The sequence below is a fragment of the Pyxidicoccus sp. M15 genome, from assembly GCF_056858435.1.
Window position 1 is genome coordinate 3,619,843 of record NZ_CM166495.1, and the last position, 18,270, is coordinate 3,638,112.

The window sequence follows — 18,270 nt, forward strand, 5'->3', positions numbered from 1 at the left end:
TCAGCCGGAGATGGACACGTCGGCCTGCGCCCCGCGCCACCAGCGGCGGAGCACCTCACCGAAGGGCCAGAGCACCAGCTGCTGCTCGGGCATCACCGCCGCCACCTGCGCCGGGGCCGGCACCGGCACCGCCGCGCGCAGCATCCGCGCGAAGTCCTGCGACAGCGGCTCACGCGTCAGCGCGCGGGCTCCCAGCCGCGCCCCGTCGCACAGCACGAAGGCCGCGCGGCCCCGGGCCAGCAGCGAGCCCTCCAGCTCCTGGCCGAGCACCTTCGAGAACCACTGCTCCATCCGCGCGCGCGCCAGGGACAGCGCGGCCCGGGGCTCCTCGCGGTGCGCGGTGGAGCCCTCCAGCACCCAGGCGGCGAGCACGTCCAGGTCCTCGCGGACGGTGAAGCCGAAGCCGTGGAAGAAGGCGTCCATCGCCGCGCACGTCTCGGGGCGCACCCAGCTGGAGGGCGGGACGGAGGGGCGGGAGGTCGGCAGCGTCACGGTGTCCACAGGTAGCTCCAGGTCTCGGTGAGGGTCTCTGAACCGCGTCTCAGGTACGCGCGAAGTTCGATGGGAGCGGTGCCGTCGGGCACCAGCTCGAAGGTGGCGCGCCAGCCGCCGGAGGGCTCATGGCCGCGCACCGTGGGGCGCAGCACCTGCCCCGAGGAGGCGGTGATGACGGCCTCCACCGGCCCGTCGCCCGCCCTGGGGGAGCGCGAGAAGTCGAGCACGAAGCGCCGCGCGCCCGCCGTGTCGCCCGCGGCCACGCGCGTGGCGGTGACGACGGAGCCCGTCGCGGCCCACGGGGACTCGGAGCCCCAGTGCAGACGGTACGCCACGCGCAGCGGCGCGGCCGGCGTCAGCGGCGCGTCCGGCACCCAGAGGGCGACGATGTTGTCGTGCACCTCCTGCGCCGTGGGAATCTCCACCAGCTTCACCGTGCCCGGGCCCCAGTTGCCCACGGGCTCCACCCACGCGCTGGGGCGGCGCTCGTAGCGGGCCTCCAGGTCCTCGTAGGAGGAGAAGGCGGTGTCCCGCTGAAGCAGCGCGAAGGCGCGCAGGCCCTGGACGCGAAAGCCGGAGACGTTCAGCCGCGCGGGGTTCTGCAGGGGGCGAAAGAGCTGCTCGCCGTCCTGGGACCAGACGAAGAGGCCGTCCGAGTCGTGCACCTCGGGGCGGAAGTCGTCGAAGGTGCCCCGGTCGTTCTCCCCGAACATGTACATGCTCGTCAGCGGGGCGAGGCCGAGCTGCTCCACGGCCTTGCGCGCGAAGAGGGTGACTTCCACCTCCATCACCGTGCGCGCGCCGGGGACGAGCGTGAAGCGATACGCGCCGGTGACACTCGGCCCGTCCAGCAGCGCGTGCACCACCACGCGGTCCGCGCCGGGGGCCGGGCGCTCCAGCCACAGCTCGCGGAACGAGGGGAACTCCTCGGGGCGCGGCAGCGCGGTGTCGATGGCGAGGCCGCGCGCGGACAGCCCGTACACGTTGCCCTGGCCCAGCGCGCGGAAGTAGCTGGCGCCCAGGAAGGACACCACCTCGTCGAAGTGCTCCTTCCGGTTGAGCGGGTGGGTGAGCCGCAGGCCCGCGAAGCCGTCCGCCTTCGCCAGCGGGGGCGCCGGCACCAGCGAGCCGTACGTGTAGAGGTCCGGCGAGAAGCGCACCGGCTCCGCGCGGCCGCCCTCCACCACATTCACCACGACGGGGACGGGGTAGAGGAAGCCGGGGTGGAAGAACTGCGCCTGGAAGGGCAGGCCGGCCTCGCGCCACAGCGCCCTGTCGTTGCGGTAGCGGATGTCCCGGTACGCGTCATACGAGAGCTGCGCGTACGCCTCGGGCAGCGACTGGCGGGGCTCCTGGTAGGGGCGCGTCGCCAGGGCGCGGGCCCGCTCCACCACGGTGGCGGCGGTGAACGCCTGCATCCGCACTCCGGACTTCGTGGGGGCGGAAGGCGCCTTCGCGCTGGCGGCTCCACTGGAGGCCACCATCGCCGCGCACAGCCACGCGCTCCATGTCTTGTGCCCCAACGACTTCACGACCTGGTGCCTCCGAATGAACCGGTACGTCGAACGACCCCCCGGTCCTTCGGACACTTCGCCCGACCTCATGCCGCACCACACTGGCGGTGCAGCGCGTCAGGGCCTGAGCAACCCGCGTACCAGCGCGTCAGCTCCCAATCCGCTCGGGGCAGAACCCAAGGGATTTCCAGGATCTGCAAACGCAGTCCGGTTGCAACTCCAAGGAGTCTCGGGATTGAAGAGGAATGAGGGGCGCGCTCCCCGGCCACCCGGCGAGGGGCCTGGGGAGAAGAGGGACAGCCCGGGAACAGGGCTGTCCAAATCTTCCACATGAGGACCCGGACTCGGGGTGACTGCGGGTGCTACGTCGTCGCGCGGCCCAGGCGCTCCTGCACGAGGGAGAGCAGCTCCCGCCCGGCGAAGGGCTTCTCGATGTGGGGGCTGGGGACGGACTCCAGGAAGGCGCGTGCCTGCTGCGTCACGGCGCCGCCGGTGAGGAACACCACGCACCGGGCCTGCTCCGGGTAGCGCTCCTTCAGGGCCGAGTAGAACTCCATGCCGCTCATGCCCGGCATCATCAAGTCACAGAAGACGACGTCGAAGCGCTCGCCGCCCTCGATTCGCTCCAGGGCCTCCTGGGCGCGCGTGGACAGCGTCACGTCGTGGTGGGGCCGCAGCGTGCGCCCCAGCGCGGTGCACACCAGGGGCTCGTCGTCCACCACCAGCAGCCGGCCCCGCTTCTCCGAGGAGGGCGGTGGGGACACCGGGGCCTCCGGGGCGGCCTCCGCCGGCTTCGAGGCGGGCAGGAGGACGCGGAAGGTGGAGCCCTTGCCCGGCTCGCTCTCCACGTGGATTTCGCCGCCCAGCGACGCGACGAGGCTGTGACAGATGGACAGCCCGAGCCCGGTGCCCACGCCCGGCTCCTTCGTCGTGAAGAAGGGGTCGAACAGGCGCGGCAGGTGCTCGGAGGCGATGCCCATGCCGGTGTCCGCCACCTCCACCACCACCCGGCCGCCGCTGCCCACGCGCGTGGCCACCCGGATTTCGTGCAGGTCCGGCGTGCCGCCCGGAATGGCCTGCGCGGCGTTGACGAGCAGGTTGAGGAACACCTGGCCCAGGCGCGACTCGTTGGCGCGCACCCGGGGCACCTCGTCGAACTGCTTCGAGAGCCGCGCGCGGTGGCGGATTTCGGTGGTCGCCAGGTTCAGCGTGGACTCCAGCACCTGCCGCACGTCCACATCCGTGTTGTCCGCCGAGTCCACCCGGCTGAACGTCTTCAAGTCACGGACGATGGTGCGCACCCGCTCCGCGCCCTGCTGCGCCTCGGCGAGCGCGGACCGCGCGTCCGCCACCGAGCCCGCCAGCTTCGGCTCCAGCTCGCCCGCCCCGTTCGCCAGGAGGTTGCTCAACTCCTCGCGCGCGAAGGCGAGGTTGGCGGTGAGGTAGGCCAGCGGGTTGTTGATTTCATGCGCCACGCCCGCCGCCAGCGTGCCCACCGACGCCATCCGCTCCGCGAGCAGGAGCCGCGCCTGCATCTGGTGGCGCTCGGTGAGGTCGTGCGACACGGAGACGATGGCGTCCTCGCCGTCGAAGGGCAGGGGGAAGGTGGTGGACTCCACGTGGAGGATGGTGCCGTCCTTGCGCAGGAGCCGGCGCTCCTGGAGCGCGGCGCGGCCGGTGCGCAGCGCCTCGTGCATGCGCGCGTCCGCCGACTTGAAGTCCTCCGCGGGGATGATGTCGGAGATGTGCTTGCCAATCAGCTCGCGCACGTCCGTGTAGCCCAGCGCCGTGGCGACCTTGAGGTTGGCGTAGCGCACGCGCGCGTGCTTGTCGAAGACGGCCATCAGGTCCGGCAGGCTCTCGATGAGGGTGCGGAAGCTCACCTCGGAGCGGCGCAGCTCCTCCTCGGCCCGCTTCAGCGGGGTGATGTCCGGGAAGAAGGAGATGATGTGCGGCGAGCCCGCGTAGGGCACCAGCCCCATGAACAGGAGCGTGTGCCGCAGCTCGCCCGAGCGCGTGTGGTACTGCGCGTCCACCCCGCGCACCGCCCCGTGCCGCCGCAGCCGCTCCACCACCTGGGCCCGGTCGAAGGGGCGCTCCCACAGGCGCAAGTCCACCGTGGTGCGGCCGATGACCTCGTCGCGCGTGTAGCCGAAGGCCTGGAAGTACGCGTCGTTCGCCGCGACGATGCGGCCGTCCGTCAGGGTGGTGATGGACGTGGGGACGGGGGACACCGACAGCAGGCTGTCGCGCAGCTCGTCCCCGTACGGCACGCTCGTGCGGCTCTGGCGCCGGGCGAAGCGGCGCTCGGCCAGCTCCAGCCGCAGCTCCAGCTCCGCCGCGTCGACGGGCCACGTCAGCACCTCGTCCGCGCCGGCCTCGACGGCGGAGTGCAGCATCCCCAGCGCCGAGCGCGGCCCCAGAAGCAGCACCACCGCCTCCACTCCGCCGGGGAGGCTGCGCAGGGCGCGCAAGAGGGGCACGGGCGACGCCGGACCATGGGCGTCCACCACCACGAGCGCACAGGCACCCGAGCGCCAGACGGCCGGCACCTCGGCGTCACGCGCGGCGGTGACCACCATATGGCCTCGTGCCCGCAGCCGGGACTCCAGTGGCGCCAGGTCCACCCCGGCCTGGGTGACGATCAGGACCCGCATCGGACTCCTCGCAAACAAACATTCATCGTTGCACGAGCCTTAGGGTTGTAAAAGTGTGGTGTCCTTAGCGAAAGCCGGAGACCGGAGGGCACGGAATCACCGGGCTGGTACACTGTGGGACGGACCGGGTCATCCCGGTGCAGATGGAGGGGGGACACAGATGGAACGGAGGGGACTGAGCGAGCCGGCCCTGGAGCCGCGGAGGCCTCTTCCCATGCCCGTGCAGGTGCCGCGGCGCAATTTCGAGGGGCTGTTCGTCCATGCACTGAAGCCCACGGGGGGCTTCGCCCAGTCGCTGCGTGACATCGGCTATGACGGGGAGGCCGCGCAGGAGTACTACCCGCTGTCGGTGTGGCGGGCGGCGCTCGGGGTGGCCCGGCGCTACGCCTTCGCCGGGGAGCCGGCGGACGTCGCCAACCGGGCGCTGGGGCACAAGTACGTGGAGGGCTTCGCGCAGACGCTGGTGGGGCGCATCTTCGCCACGGCGGCGCCGCTGTTGGGCACGGAGCGGTGCCTGACGCGGCTGCCGACGTACCTCAAGGCGGGGCGCGAGGACATGCGGATGCTGCTGGAGCCCGTGCAGTCGCGCGAGTGGCGCGTGCGCGTGGTGGACCCGGACCCGCTGCCGGACTTCGTGGCCGGCGTGGTGGAGGGCGTGCTGCGCCGCACCCGGGTGATGCCGCGGGTGGAGGTGCTGGAGCGCCAGCCCACCGGCTACGTCCTGCGCGTGGAGTGGGACGAGCGCTGAGCGCGCCGCGTCCCGCCGGGAGGTCTTCCGGAACCCACGGGCCCACGGGCCCGTGCGCGCGCTTTTCTTGGACAGGACCGGATGGGGGATGCTCGTCTTCGCCTCGAAGCGGCTTCGCTTCGTGACGAGGGGTTCATGTCTCGACGGGATTCGGCAGGTCGGCTGGGGCGCGGCGCGGTGGCGCTGGCATGCGTGGTGTTGGGGTTCCTCTCCGCCTGCACGCAGACCTCGGAGCCCGCTCCCGCGCGGGCGAAGACCCCGGAGGCGCGGGCGTCGCTCGCGGCTTCGGCGTGGAGCAACGTGGCGTCGCCAGGCGCGGCGCGGAGCGGCCACACGGCGACATTGCTGCCCACGGGCCGGGTGCTGGTGACCGGCGGAAGTGACGCGGGCGGAGCGCTCGCCAGCGCCGAGTCGTTCGACCCGGCCACCGGCGCCTGGACGGCCACCGCGCCGCTGGCCTCGGCCCGCCAGGGCCACACGGCGACGCTGCTGCCGTCGGGCAGGGTGCTCGTGGTGGGTGGGACTGGCGACGGCGGGCCGCTTGCGAGCGCGGAGCTGTATGACCCGCTCACGGGCACGTGGGCCGCCACCGGCGCGCTGTCGCAGGCGCGCTCCGGGCACACGGCGACGCTGCTGTCTTCGGGCCGCGTGCTGGTGGTGGCGGGGCAGGGGAGCGGCGGGCCCCTGGTCAGCGCGGAGCTGTATGACCCGGCGACGGGCACGTGGTCCTCCACCGGCGCGCTCCCGCGGGCCCGCTCCGGGCACACGGCGACGCTGCTGTCCTCGGGGCGCGTGCTGGTGGTGGGCGGCGCCGATGACGACGGTGCGCTGGCGCAGGCGGAGGTCTACGACGCGGCCACCGGCACCTGGGCGGCCACCGGCGCGCTGTCGCAGGCGCGCTCCCGCCACACGGCGACGCTGCTGCCCTCGGGTGACGTGCTCGTGGTGGGGGGCACCGGCGGTGGGTCGAGCCTCGCCAGCGCCGAGCTGTACGCGCCGGCTTCCGGTACGTGGAGCGCCGCGGGCGCCCTCGATGACGTGCGCTCCGGCCACACGGCGACACTGCTTCCCTCGGGCGAGGTGATGGTCACCAGAGGCCAGGGCGCCGACGGTGCGCTGAACAGCACGGAGCTCTGGAGCGCGGCCACCGGTTTCACGGACGTGCCCGGCGCGTTCGCAGAGGCCCGGCGGGGCCACACGGCGACGCTGCTGCCCACGGGGCGGGTGCTCGTGGTGGGAGGGAGTGACGCAAGCGGGGCGCTCGCCAGCGCCGAGCTGTACGCGCCGGCCGCGGTCTTCGGGACTCCCGCCACCCGGCCCCATCCACGCCGCAAGCACACGGCGACGCTGCTGCCGTCGGGCAGGGTGCTCGTGGCCGGAGGCTACGGCGCGAAGAGCAGCGACACCCTGGCCAGCGCCGAGGTGTATGACCCCGCCTCCCTCACCTGGTCCGCCACGCAGCCGCTCGCGCAGGCGCGCCAGGAGCACACGGCGACCCTGCTGAAGGATGGCCGCGTCCTGGTCGTGGGTGGGGCGCGGAGCCAGGTGGTGGACGGGGGCGTCGTCTACTCCATCCCGCTGGCCAGCGTGGAGCTGTATGACCCGGCCTCCGGGATGTGGAGCCCGGCCGCGCCGCTCGCCAGGGCCCGCCTGGGCCACACGGCGACCCTGTTGCCGGATGGCCGGGTGCTCGTGGTGGGGGGGCTCGGCTTCGTGGGGGCTGATGACGGCTTCGAGCCCCTCGCCAGCGCGGAGCTGTATGACCCGGCCTCCGGGGTGTGGAGCGCGGCCGCGCCGCTCCAGGCGGCCCGCCAGGGCCATACGGCGACGCTGCTGTCCTCGGGGAAGGTGCTCGTGGCGGGGGGCGAGTCGGGCTCCGACTCCCTGGCGAGCGCCGAGGTCTACGACGTGGCCACTGGCACCTGGAGCCCCACCGGTGCGCTCACCCAGGGCCGCTCCCGTCACTCGGCGACGTTGCTGCCGTCGGGCAAGGTGCTCGTGGTGGCGGGCTTCAGCGGCGACCACGCCCCGGGCACCGCCGAGCTGTACGACGTGGCCACGGGCACCTGGGGTTTCGCCCAGTCGCTCGGGGCCTCCGCCGGGGACCATACGGCGACGCTGCTGCCGTCGGGCAAGGTGCTGGTGGTGGGCATTCAGGACCTGTCCGACCGCCACTCCGCCGCGCAGGTGTATGACCCGGCCACCGGCGCGTGGAGCTTCACGCTTCCGCCCGCCCAGGCCCGCATCCGCCATACGGCGACGCTGCTGCCGTCGGGGCGGGTGCTCATCGTGGGAGGGACGGGAAGGAATGGCGGACTGGACAACGCCGAGCTCTATGACGCGGTGGCCAATGACTGGCGCCCCACCGCGTTCATCCACCAGCCTCGCTACGGGCACACGGCGACGGTGCTGCCCTCGGGCAAGGTGCTCGTGGCGGGAGGCGCCCTCGACACGGTGCTGCTCTCCACCGCGGAGCTGTATGACCCGGTCACCCGCTCCTGGTCCGCCACCGAGCCCATGCTGCAGATCCGCGCCACCCACACGGCGACGCTGTTGCCGTCGGGACGGGTGCTCGTCGTGGGCGGACAGGGCCCCGACGAGGAGCTCCTCCCCACCGCCGAGATGTACGACCCGGTGACGGAGACGTGGACCAGCGTCACCGCGCGCTCGCAGGCCAGCAGCTTCCACACGGCGACGCTGCTGGCCTCGGGCAAGGTGCTGGTGGTGGGCGGGACGCGCACGGGGGCTCCGCCCGCCAGTGCCGAGGTGTATGACCCGGAGACCGGCCGGTGGACTCCCACGGGAGCGCGCCTGCTGGCCCACGACTTCCACACGGCGACGCTGCTGCCGTCGGGGAAGGTGCTCGTGGTGGGAGGGTACGCCGAGAATGGCGGCCCCTCTGGCGCGGAGGTGTACGACCCCACCACCAACACCTGGACCCGCGTCGCGGCCCCCACGTCCCGTGCCTCCTTCACGGCGACGCTGCTTCCTTCAGGAAAGGTGCTGGTGGCGAGTGGGGTGAGGCCCGACGGCATCGTCACCGCCCTCGCCGAGCTGTATGACCCGGACACGGGAACCTGGAGCCCCACCGGCTCGCTCACCGCGCCTCGGGTGTACCACCGGGCGACGCTGCTGCCCACCGGCCGGGTGCTGGTGACGGGCGGGGTCGGGAACACCCTCTCCCCGGACGCCGAGGTGTATGACCCGGCGACCGGCACCTGGAGCGCCGAAACGCCGTCCCCCCAGATGCGCCTCCTCCACACGGCGACGCTCCTGCCCTCGGGCGAGGTGCTCCTGGTGGGCGGCATCAGCGACGTGCTCGCCACCCCTTTCCGAAACGCTACCCCGGAGGTCTACGAGAGCACCGGCGCGCGTCCCGAGTGGCTCCCCACGCTCGGCGAGCGCGTGGCGCCCCCGGGCCCGCTGTTCCCCGGTGCGGCCTTCACCTTCGGCGGCACGCGCCTGCGAGGCGTGTCGGAGGCCAGCGGCGGCGACGGGCGCTCCAGCCCGTCCGACTTCCCGTGGGTGACGCTGCTGGACCTCGACCGGGAGCGGCTGTTCACGGTGCCGGTGCGGGACTTCTCCTCCACGCGCTTCACCGCCACCGTGCCGAACACGCCCCCCGGCCACTACGTCCTCACGGCCACCGTCAACGGGATGAGCGCCGGCACGGTGGTCGGCATCGCGAACGGCACGGCGGTGCCGGACACCGAGCTCACCTCCGCTCCGGCCCGCGTCACGCGGGAGACCACGGCTACCTTCGCCTTCACCGCCCTCGGGTTCGCGGCGGACTTCGAGTGCAGCCTGGATGGCGCGGCCTTCAGCCCCTGCGTCTCGCCGGCCACCTACGCTTCGCTCCAGGACGGTCCCCACACCTTCGCGGTCCGGGCGCGCAACGTACAGGGCGAGGTGGACGCCACGCCCGCCTCCCACGAATGGGTGGTGGACCTGATGCCTCCGGACACCGCCATCACCTCCGCGCCGGAGGCCGTCACGGGTCAGCAGGAGGCCACCTTCGCCTTCTCCTCCACGGGTGGCGGCGCCACCTTCGAGTGCCTCCTGAACGGCGGGGAACCTGTCATCTGCACCTCGCCCACGACCTTGTCGGGCCTCGCGGAGGGAGAGCACATCTTCGAGGTGCGTGCGCGAGACGCGGTCGGCAACGTGGACCCCACTCCCGCCCGTCGCACGTGGCGGATTGACCGGACGGCTCCGGCCGCGCCGGTCATCACCTCGCCCACCGAGGGCAGCGTCACCCGGGACGTCTCACCCCCCATCTCCGGGACGGCCCAGCCCGGCAGCACCATCACCGTCATCCTGGATGGCGTGGCGGCGGGCACCGCCTCCACCGACGATGCGGGGCGCTGGTCCTTCCCGACGTCCCTCGGCGTGGGGCGGCACACCGCCAGCGCCATGGCGGCCGACGTGGGCGGCACCAGCCCCACCAGTGCCCCGGTGACCTTCACCGTGGAGCTGAGCCAGGAGCCTCCGGAGCGTCCGGACTCGGGAGGCGGGTGTGGCTGCGCGGCGGGCTCGGGAGATGCGGCGTGGCTGTTCGCGGGGCTGCTGCTGGCCGGGCTCCTCTCCCGGCGGCAGCGCGCCCGGCGCTTCAGTTGAGGAACCGCTTCGGCGGCGGCTTGCGTCCGGGAGCCGCCGCGGGCCGGGCCGCGAGCCAGCGCTGGATGACGTCCAGGAGCCCGTCGAAGGTGTCGCGCAGGGCCCAGGCCCGGTCATCCGCGTCGCTCAGGTCCACGCAGCGCAGGAGCCCGTCGCGCAGGGCGCGCTGGGCGCCGGGGCAGTCGCCGCGCTCGTCGATGAGCTGCTCGGCGGTGCGGGCGTAGAGCCGGTAGCAGCCCTCCACGTCGCCGCGGTTGTAGGCGGGGGCGCCCACGTTGATGGCCTGGCCCAGGGTGCTGGCGATGGACTCCACCGCGCTGCTGGTGGCGCCCTCCAGCATGCTCACCGGGTGTTGGGGCACCTGGCGCACGCGGCTCGCCCTGCGCCGGGGGGCCTCCAGCGCGGCCAGCGGCGCCGACGCGGTGCCGCGCAAGAGGGGCGTCACATAGCGGGTGGGGATGACGAGCCCCAGCGAGCGGCCATTGGCCAGCGCCGCGGTGGCCACGCCCACCACGGCGCCGCGCGCGTCCAGCACCGGGCCACCCGAGGACTCCTCGGCGAGCGTGCGCGTCAGCTCCAGCAGGGTGAGCCAGTCGCCCAGCACCTGCACCGCGCGCACCTCCAGCGTCCGCACCTCCGGGGCGGGGCCGCCCACCGCGCGCAGGACGTAGACGCTCTCTCCCTCCGCGGGCAGCGGAGTCGGGGACAGCGCGAGCGCGGGCACCATGTCCGGCAGGGGCAGGCGGAGGATGGCCAGGTCCCTGCGCTCGTCCAGGGCCACCACCTGCACCACCTCCGTGCGCATGCCATCCGACATCACCGCGCCGATGCTGCGCGCTCCGGCCACCGCATGGAGGCTGGTGACGAGGTGCCCCTCGGCCGTGGCCACGAAGCCGGACGCGGTGCGGCCGTCCACCTCCAGCATCACCAGGGAGGGGGAGGCCTGGACCAGCGCGTCCCGGGGAGGCGTCCTATCGGGGCCTTCGGACATGGGGACCTCCGGTGCCACGGAAAGCCCTACTTCTAGCAGCCGCTCGCCTGGCACCCAACCCGGGAGAAGGCCGACTGCACCAAGGTCCTACTTGGCATTGGCGAAGAAGTGTCCGGTCGTTAAACCTGCGACCTCCATGCATAAGACCCACCTCGTAGGCGCGCGCACGCACAACCTGAAGGACCTCTCCGTGGACCTCGCGGAAGGGGAGTTCGTCTGCATCACCGGCGTGTCCGGGGCGGGGAAGTCCAGCCTGGCGCTGGACACCCTGTATGCCGAGGGGCAGCGGCGCTTCGTGGAGAGCTTCAGCCCGTACGCCCGGCAGTTCCTCGAGCGGCTGGAGCGGCCGCCCATGGACGCGCTCGAGCCCGTGGCCGCCGGGGTGGCGGTGGACCGGCGGGCCCCGGTGAAGAGCTCGCGCTCGACGGTGGCGACGCTGGCGGACGTGGAGCCGTACCTCTCCGCGCTCTTCACGCGCGAGGCCGTGCCGGTGTGCCCCACGTGCGGCGTGGAGGCGGTGCGCACGGACGCGCGCGTGGCGGCGGCCGCCGTCATCCGCGAGCACCCGGACGCGCAGGCCGTCATCACCTTCCCGGTGCGCATCCCCGACACGTCGGCGTTCCTCGACACGCGGGCGCGGCTGCTGAAGGACGGCTACCACCGGCTGATGGTGCAGGGTGAGGTGAAGGAGCTGGAGTCGCTGAAGCCCTCCGAGGCCACGGACCCGGCGGGCGTGGCGCGCGTGGTGGTGGACCGGGTGAAGCTGACGGACGCGCAGCTGTCGCGCGTGACGCAGGCGCTGGAGGACGCGTGGGCGCGCGCGGATGGCGAGGCGCTGGCCTTCATCCCCGGCCAGGCGCCCCACCGGCTGCGGCGCGGCCTGGTGTGTCCGAAGTGCGCGAAGGAGTTCGAGCCCGCGCGGCCCGGCCTGTTCAGCTACCAGTCCCCGGTGGGCGCGTGCGCGGCGTGCCGCGGCTTCGGGCGCACCATCGGCATCGACTGGGGGAAGGTGATTCCCAACCCCGCGCTGAGCCTGTCGAAGGGCGCCATCCGCCCGTGGTCCGGCCAGTCCACGTCGTGGGAGCGCAGCATGCTCCAGCGCTGGTGCAAGGCGCGGGGCATCTCCATGGACAAGCCCTGGGCGGAGCTGACGCCGGAGCAGCAGGAGCTGGTGCTGGAGGGTGAGGGGGACTACCGCGATGGCCGCGCCTACCCGGGCGTGCGCGCGTGGTTCCGGTGGATGGAGGGCCGCACGTACAAGATGCACGTGCGCGTGCTGCTGGCCCGCTACCGCGCCTACTCGCTGTGCAAGGACTGTGGCGGCGCGCGGCTCAACGAGCAGGCCCGTGCGTACCGCGTGGGCGGGCTGGATTTGCCCTCGTGGCACGGGCTGGAGCTGACGGACGCGCTGGCGCGGCTGGAGGCGCTGAAGACCACCACCGGGCAGGGGGACCTGGCCCGGCGCGAGCTGGCCGGACGCCTGCGCTACCTGCAGCGGGTGGGCCTGGGCTACCTGACGTTGGACCGGCAGGCGCGCACGCTGTCGGGCGGCGAGGCGCAGCGCGTGTCCCTCACCGCGGCGCTGGGCACGTCGCTGACGGGCGCGCTCTTCGTGCTGGACGAGCCCACCGTGGGCCTGCACCCGGGGGACGTGCCGCCCCTGACGGAGGCCATCGCCGAGCTGGCGGAGCGGGGCAACATCGCGCTGGTCATCGAGCATGACCCGCTGGTCATCCGCTCCGCGCACCGCGTGCTGGAGCTGGGCCCCGGGGCGGGGAAGCAGGGCGGGAAGCTGTGCTTCGACGGCACCCCCGAGGCGCTGGCGAAGAAGGCCGAGTTGCCCACCGGCCGGATGCTCGCGGGCACCGGTGAGACGAAGCGCACGCCGCGCCAGCGCAAGGGCGAGCTGGGGGTGAAGGGCGCGCGCGAGCACAACCTGAAGGACCTCTCCGTGCGCGTGCCGCTGGGCGTGCTGTGCGCGATTACGGGGCCGAGCGGCTCGGGCAAGAGCACGCTGATGGACGAGGTGCTGTACCGGCACCTGGCGCGGCGGCTGGGCGTGAAGGACGTGGAGGCCCCGGGCGCGGTGGACGCGCTGGAGGGGATGGAGGCGGTGGAGGACGTCACCTTCGTGGACCAGTCCCCGTTGGGGCGCACGTCGCGCGGCAACGCGGCCACGTACACCAAGGCGTGGGACCGGCTGCGCGAGCGCTTCGCCGCGGAGCCGGACGCGGAGGTGCGCGGCCTCACCGCGGCGCACTTCTCCTTCAACGTGGACAAGGGCCGGTGCGAGGCGTGCTCGGGCGAGGGCTACGAAACGGTGGAGATGCAGTTCCTCGCGGACGTGGCGCTCTTGTGCGCGGCGTGCCGGGGCCGCCGCTTCAAGGAGGACGTGCTCGCCGTCCGCCACCAGGGCTTCAGCGTGGCGCAGGTGCTGGAGATGACGGTGGCGGAGGTGCTCCAGCACTTCGGTGACGACGCGGCCCTCCAGCGCACGCTGGGGCCGGCGGCGCGGCTGGGCCTGGGCTACCTGCCGCTGGGCCAGCCCCTGTCCACACTGTCCGGCGGCGAGGCGCAGCGGCTGAAGCTGGCGCGCGCGCTGGCCAGCAATGCGAAGGGCACGCTCTTCCTCATCGACGAGCCCAGCGCCGGCCTGCACGCGGAGGACGTGCGCCACGTCATCGCCGCGCTGCACGAATTGGTGGACCGGGGCGCGAGCGTCATCGTCGTGGACCACGACGTGTCGGTGATGAAGGGCTCGGACTGGGTCATCGACCTGGGGCCGGTGGGCGGTCGCGACGGCGGCCGGCTGGTGGCCGAGGGCACCCCCGACGATGTGGCCCGCGCGAACGGCGCCACCGCGAAGGCGCTGCGCGGCGAGCACCGCCCGCTGGGCCGCTCCGTGAAGCTGCGCCGGCCGGGGAAGGACGCGGTGCCCGCGATTGAAGTGGAGCACGCGCGCGAGCACAACCTGCAGGACGTGTCCTGCCGGATTCCGCTCGGGAAGATGACGGTGGTGACGGGGCCCAGCGGCTCGGGCAAGAGCTCGCTGGTGTTCGACGTGGTGTTCGCGGAGGGACAGCGGCGCTTCCTGGAGACGCTGAGCCCGTACGCGCGCCAGTTCCTCCCCACCATGCCGCGCCCGGACGTGGAGCGCATCGGCTCGCTGCCGCCCTCCGTGGCGCTGGAGCAGCGCACCTCGCGCGCGGGTGCCACCAGCACCGTGGCCACCGTCACCGAGGTGGCGCACTACCTGCGCCTCCTCTTCGCCAAGCTGGGCGAGCCGCACTGCCCGCGCGACGACTCGCCCATCGCCTCCACCACGCCGGACGTGCTCTACGCGCAGCTCACGGCGATGAAGGGCGAGGGCACGGTGCTGGCGCCGGCGGTGCGCGCGCGCAAGGGCACCTACCTGGACGTCTTCGCCGCCGCGGCGCGCGGGGGAATCACGCAGGCAATTGTCGACGGGAAGCTGTCCTCCACGGACGACCCGCCGCGCCTGACGAAGACGCGCGAGCACGACATCGACCTCGTCATGTACGAGGGCAAGCTGGCGAAGCTGCCGCGCGACGTGTTCGACAAGGCGCTGGGCTGGGGCCAGGGCGCGCTGAAGGTGGGCGGAGGGAAGGGTGAGACGCTGCTGTCCACCGAGCGCACCTGTCCGAAGTGCGGCACCGCCGTGCCGGAGCTGGACCCGCGCTGGTTCTCCTTCAACACCAAGCAGGGCCGCTGCGAGTCGTGCGAGGGCACCGGCGTGGAGGGCGGCGCCGAGGCCATGGCCGAGGGGGAGACGGCGCCGTGCAGCACGTGCGACGGCAGCCGTCTGGCTCCGGTGCCGCGTGGCGTGCGGCTGGAGTCCGCGCGCTACCACGAGGTGGTGCAGCAGTCCGTCGCCTCGGCGCTGGCGCGCGTGCGCACGTGGAAGTTCAAGGGAGACCGGGCGCTGATTGGCGAGCAGTCCCGCCAGGAGCTGCTGCGGCGCCTGGAGTTCCTGGAGCGCGTGGGCCTGGGCTACCTCTCGCTGGACCGCAACGCGGCGTCCCTCTCGGGCGGGGAGATGCAGCGGCTGCGGCTGTCCGCGCAATTGGGCGCGGGCCTCACCGGTGCCATGTACGTGCTGGACGAGCCCACCATCGGCCTGCACCCGCGCGACACGCACCGGCTCCTGGACAACCTGCGCGCCCTGGTGGCCACGGGCTCCACGGTGCTGGTGGTGGAGCACGACTCGGACACCATCCGCGCGGCGGACCACCTGCTGGACCTCGGGCCCACGGGCGGGCGCGGCGGCGGGCACATCCTCGCGGAGGGTGCGCCGGACGTGGTGCTGGAGGGGGACTCGCCCACGGCCCGCGCGCTGAAGGCGGCGCAGGTGCGGCCTCCCTCCGGACGCGGCGAGCCGAAGCAGTGGCTGGAGCTGAAGGGCGCGCGCGCCAACAACCTCAAGCGCGTGGACCTGAAGCTGCCGGTGGGACGGCTCAACGTCGTCTCCGGCGTGTCCGGCTCGGGGAAGAGCACGCTGATTCGCCAGGTGCTGTACCCGGCGCTGCGCGAGAAGCTGGAGCTCGTCACCACGAAGCCGGGGGCCTTCGACTCGCTGCGCGGGGTGGAGTCCATCAAGCGCGTGCTGTCGGTGGACCAGTCGCCCATCGGCCGCACGCCGCGCTCCGTGCCGGCGACGTTCCTGGGCATCTGGGACGAATTGCGCCGCGTATTCGCGGCCACGCCCGAGGCGAAGATTCGGGGCTTCACGGCCACGCGCTTCTCGTTCAACTCGGCCCAGGGTGGCCGGTGCACCGCGTGCGAAGGGCAGGGCGCCATCTCCCATGAGATGTCCTTCCTCCCGGACGTGGTGACGCCGTGCGAGGCGTGCAACGGCGCGCGCTTCGACGCGGCCACGCTGGAGGTCCGCTACAACGGGCTGTCCATCGGCGACGTGCTCCGGCTGTCCGCCGACGAGGCGAAGGACGTCTTCCGCGCGCTGCCCCGGGTAGCCGCGCCGCTGGAGTGCCTGGCGGACCTGGGCGTGGGCTACCTGCAGCTGGGCCAGGGCTCCAACACCCTGTCCGGCGGCGAGGCGCAGCGGCTGAAGCTGGCCGCGGAGCTGACGGCCACCGCGCGGCACGAGCCCACGCTGTACGTGCTGGACGAGCCCACCACCGGCCTGCACCTGGGCGACGTGGAGAAGCTGATCACCTTCATGGGCCGGCTGGTGGACCGCGGCGACACGCTGGTGGTCATCGAGCACCACCCGTCCGTCATCGGCGCGGCGGAACACGTGGTGGAGCTGGGGCCCGAGGGGGGTGAGGAGGGCGGCCACATCGTGGCGACTGGCACGCCCCGTGACGTGGCGAAGCTGAAGACGCCGACCGGACGGGTGCTCAAGTCGCTCTTTTCCGGTGAGGACACCCGGCCGAGGGCCGCCGCGCGGAGGGCGTGAAACCCGGGCGGGGTTCCGGCATCCTCTTGGACGCATGCGAACCCTGCCCACCCTGTCCCTTGTCGCCGCGCTCGCCGTCACCCCGGCGCTCGCCGCGAACAAGCCCGCGAAGTCCTCCCCCCCGGCCCCCGCCGCCAAGGCCGAGCCCCAGAGCGAGAAGAAGCCCATGTCTTTCCATGACCTCTCCGCCAACCGCCTCGATGGCACGTCCGAGAAGCTGTCCGGCTTCCAGGGCAAGGTCGTCCTGGTGGTGAACACCGCCTCCGAGTGCGGCTACACGCCGCAGTACGCGGGCCTGGAGAAGCTGTACCAGGAGTACAAGGACAAGGGCGTCGTGGTGGTGGGCTTCCCCTCCAACGACTTCGGCGGCCAGGAGCCGGGCAGCGCGGCGGAGATCAAGAAGTTCTGCGAGCTGCGCTACAAAATCACCTTCCCCATGTTCGAGAAGGTGAAGACGAAGGGCGAGGGCCAGTCCCCCGTCTACGAGTTCCTCTCGCGCAACCACCCCGCGCCCAAGTGGAACTTCCACAAGTACGTGGTGGGCAAGGACGGCCAGGTGAAGGCCGCCTTCCCGAGCGCGGTGACGCCCGACAGCGCCGAGTTGAAGACGGCCATCGACGGCGCGCTCTCGCAGAAGTAGCCGGTTGCCGGACACGGGCGGCGAGGAGCCGTCCGCTGGCTGCACCCGGCCGCACGCGCATGGGGGCTCGCGGGGCCTGCCGCTCCGCTTCCCGTCCTCATGCCGTGCGGCCTGCGCCGGCCGCGTGGCACTGGCGCGGGCCCGGCCCCCATCCTCAAGGCGAACCTGGCCTGTGGAGGGGCTTCATGGACACGCGCGAAGCAGCGTGGCCGGAACTGCCGCTGGAGGCCTGGCGGGACAGCCAGGCCACGCTGCACCGGTACACGCAAATCCTGGGGAAGGTGAAGCTCGCGCTCACGCCGCCGCAGAACCACTGGTGGAACATCACGTTCCGGGTGACGGCGCGTGGGCTGACGACGGGGCTCATCCCCTACGGAAACGGCGGCTTCGAGGTGGACTTCGACTTCCTCGAGCACGAGCTGCTGTTCCGGACGAGCGGGGGCGAGACGCGGGTGCTCGGGCTGGAGGCCCGGCCCGTCGCGGAGTTCTACCGGGACGTCATGGCGACGCTGCGCTCGCTCGGCGTCGAGGTGCGCATCTGGGACGTGCCCGTCGAGATTCCCGACGACACCACCCGCTTCAGCGAGGACCGGCACCACGCCACCTACCAGCCCGAGTACGTGCAGCGCTGGTGGCGGGCGCTGCTCCAGTCCCAGCTCGTCCTCGAGGAGTTCCGGGCGCGCTTCACCGGCAAGTGCAGCCCGGTCCACTTCTTCTGGGGGAGCTTCGACCTGGCGGTGACGCGCTTCTCCGGCCGCCCCGCGCCGGAGCGCCCCGGCGCGGACGTCATCACCCGCGAGGCGTACTGCGAGGAGGTATGCAGCGCCGGCTTCTGGCCGGGCACCCCGGAGACGAAGGGCGCGGCCTTCTACTGCTACGCCGCACCGGAGCCGGAGGGCTTCTCCACCGCGAGCGTCCGTCCCGCCGCGGCCCGCTATGACACGGGCTTCAAGGAGTACCTGCTGGCCTACGACGACGTCCGGCGCGCGGGGAATCCGAGGGACTTCCTGCTCGACTTCCTCCAGAGCACCTACGACGCCTGCGCGGACCTCGGAGGGTGGGACCGGGGGAACCTGGAGCGGCCCCTGTACCTCCCCGAGCGCCCGAGCGTGAGCCGTGCCCCGGCGGCCTCGGCCACGCTCCCGGAGCAGCCCGCGCCCTGAGGGACGGC

General features: G+C 72.9%; 9 protein-coding genes. 5 read left to right on the forward strand and 4 right to left on the reverse strand.

Annotation, left to right across the window (positions count from 1 at the left end; genetic code table 11):
• From ACX9TP_RS13595 to ACX9TP_RS13605, 3 genes are all read right to left on the reverse strand, one after another.
• On the reverse strand, positions 1 to 492 hold the full coding sequence (locus tag ACX9TP_RS13595) for a hypothetical protein (protein ID WP_482980147.1): 492 nt from the start codon (positions 490 to 492) through the stop codon (positions 1 to 3).
• The gene (locus ACX9TP_RS13600; protein WP_482982164.1) at positions 489 to 1,979 is read right to left on the reverse strand and encodes an OpgD/OpgG family glucan biosynthesis protein; all 1,491 of its coding nucleotides are present in this window, start codon (positions 1,977 to 1,979) and stop codon (positions 489 to 491) included. The genes ACX9TP_RS13595 and ACX9TP_RS13600 overlap by 4 nt, the downstream gene beginning before the upstream one ends.
• Before the next feature lie 392 nt (positions 1,980 to 2,371).
• Positions 2,372 to 4,666: a PAS domain S-box protein gene (locus tag ACX9TP_RS13605; RefSeq protein ID WP_482980148.1), complete on the reverse strand. Its 2,295-nt coding sequence runs from the start codon at positions 4,664 to 4,666 to the stop codon at positions 2,372 to 2,374.
• 160 nt (positions 4,667 to 4,826) lie between these two features.
• Between ACX9TP_RS13605 and ACX9TP_RS13610 the strand changes: the two genes are divergently transcribed.
• On the forward strand, positions 4,827 to 5,414 hold the full coding sequence (locus tag ACX9TP_RS13610; protein ID WP_482980149.1) for a DUF2378 family protein: 588 nt from the start codon (positions 4,827 to 4,829) through the stop codon (positions 5,412 to 5,414).
• A 135-nt stretch (positions 5,415 to 5,549) separates the two neighbouring features.
• Positions 5,550 to 10,031 (forward strand): Kelch repeat-containing protein, encoded by a 4,482-nt coding sequence (locus ACX9TP_RS13615; protein ID WP_482980150.1) that lies wholly within the window; start codon positions 5,550 to 5,552, stop codon positions 10,029 to 10,031.
• On the opposite strand, the gene ACX9TP_RS13620 is transcribed toward ACX9TP_RS13615, so the two are convergent.
• On the reverse strand, positions 10,024 to 11,022 hold the full coding sequence (locus ACX9TP_RS13620) for a S1 family peptidase (protein WP_482980151.1): 999 nt from the start codon (positions 11,020 to 11,022) through the stop codon (positions 10,024 to 10,026). The genes ACX9TP_RS13615 and ACX9TP_RS13620 overlap by 8 nt on opposite strands.
• Positions 11,023 to 11,158: 136 nt before the next feature.
• On the opposite strand from ACX9TP_RS13620, the gene uvrA reads away from it, so the two are divergent.
• The 3 genes from uvrA to ACX9TP_RS13635 all read left to right on the forward strand — a co-directional run bounded on the left by uvrA (position 11,159) and on the right by ACX9TP_RS13635 (position 18,262).
• The gene (uvrA, locus tag ACX9TP_RS13625; protein WP_482980152.1) at positions 11,159 to 16,459 is read left to right on the forward strand and encodes an excinuclease ABC subunit UvrA; all 5,301 of its coding nucleotides are present in this window, start codon (positions 11,159 to 11,161) and stop codon (positions 16,457 to 16,459) included.
• A gap of 34 nt (positions 16,460 to 16,493) precedes the next feature.
• Positions 16,494 to 17,099: a glutathione peroxidase gene (locus ACX9TP_RS13630; RefSeq protein ID WP_482980153.1), complete on the forward strand. Its 606-nt coding sequence runs from the start codon at positions 16,494 to 16,496 to the stop codon at positions 17,097 to 17,099.
• A 185-nt stretch (positions 17,100 to 17,284) separates the two neighbouring features.
• Entirely contained in the window at positions 17,285 to 18,262 is a 978-nt protein-coding gene (locus ACX9TP_RS13635) for a DUF5996 family protein (protein ID WP_482980154.1), read from the forward strand.
• Positions 18,263 to 18,270: the final 8 nt, after the last annotated feature.

Bases quoted from the DNA above. Each gene is read 5' to 3' on its own strand.
- ACX9TP_RS13600 (WP_482982164.1), bottom strand. From the start codon at position 1,979: ATGGTGGCCTCCAGTGGAGCCGCCAGCGCGAAGGCGCCTTCCGCCCCC.
- ACX9TP_RS13605 (WP_482980148.1), bottom strand. From the start codon at position 4,666: ATGCGGGTCCTGATCGTCACCCAGGCCGGGGTGGACCTGGCGCCACTG.
- ACX9TP_RS13610 (WP_482980149.1), top strand. From the start codon at position 4,827: ATGGAACGGAGGGGACTGAGCGAGCCGGCCCTGGAGCCGCGGAGGCCT.
- ACX9TP_RS13615 (WP_482980150.1), top strand. From the start codon at position 5,550: ATGTCTCGACGGGATTCGGCAGGTCGGCTGGGGCGCGGCGCGGTGGCG.
- ACX9TP_RS13620 (WP_482980151.1), bottom strand. From the start codon at position 11,022: ATGTCCGAAGGCCCCGATAGGACGCCTCCCCGGGACGCGCTGGTCCAG.
- uvrA (WP_482980152.1), top strand. From the start codon at position 11,159: ATGCATAAGACCCACCTCGTAGGCGCGCGCACGCACAACCTGAAGGAC.
- ACX9TP_RS13630 (WP_482980153.1), top strand. From the start codon at position 16,494: ATGCGAACCCTGCCCACCCTGTCCCTTGTCGCCGCGCTCGCCGTCACC.
- ACX9TP_RS13635 (WP_482980154.1), top strand. From the start codon at position 17,285: ATGGACACGCGCGAAGCAGCGTGGCCGGAACTGCCGCTGGAGGCCTGG.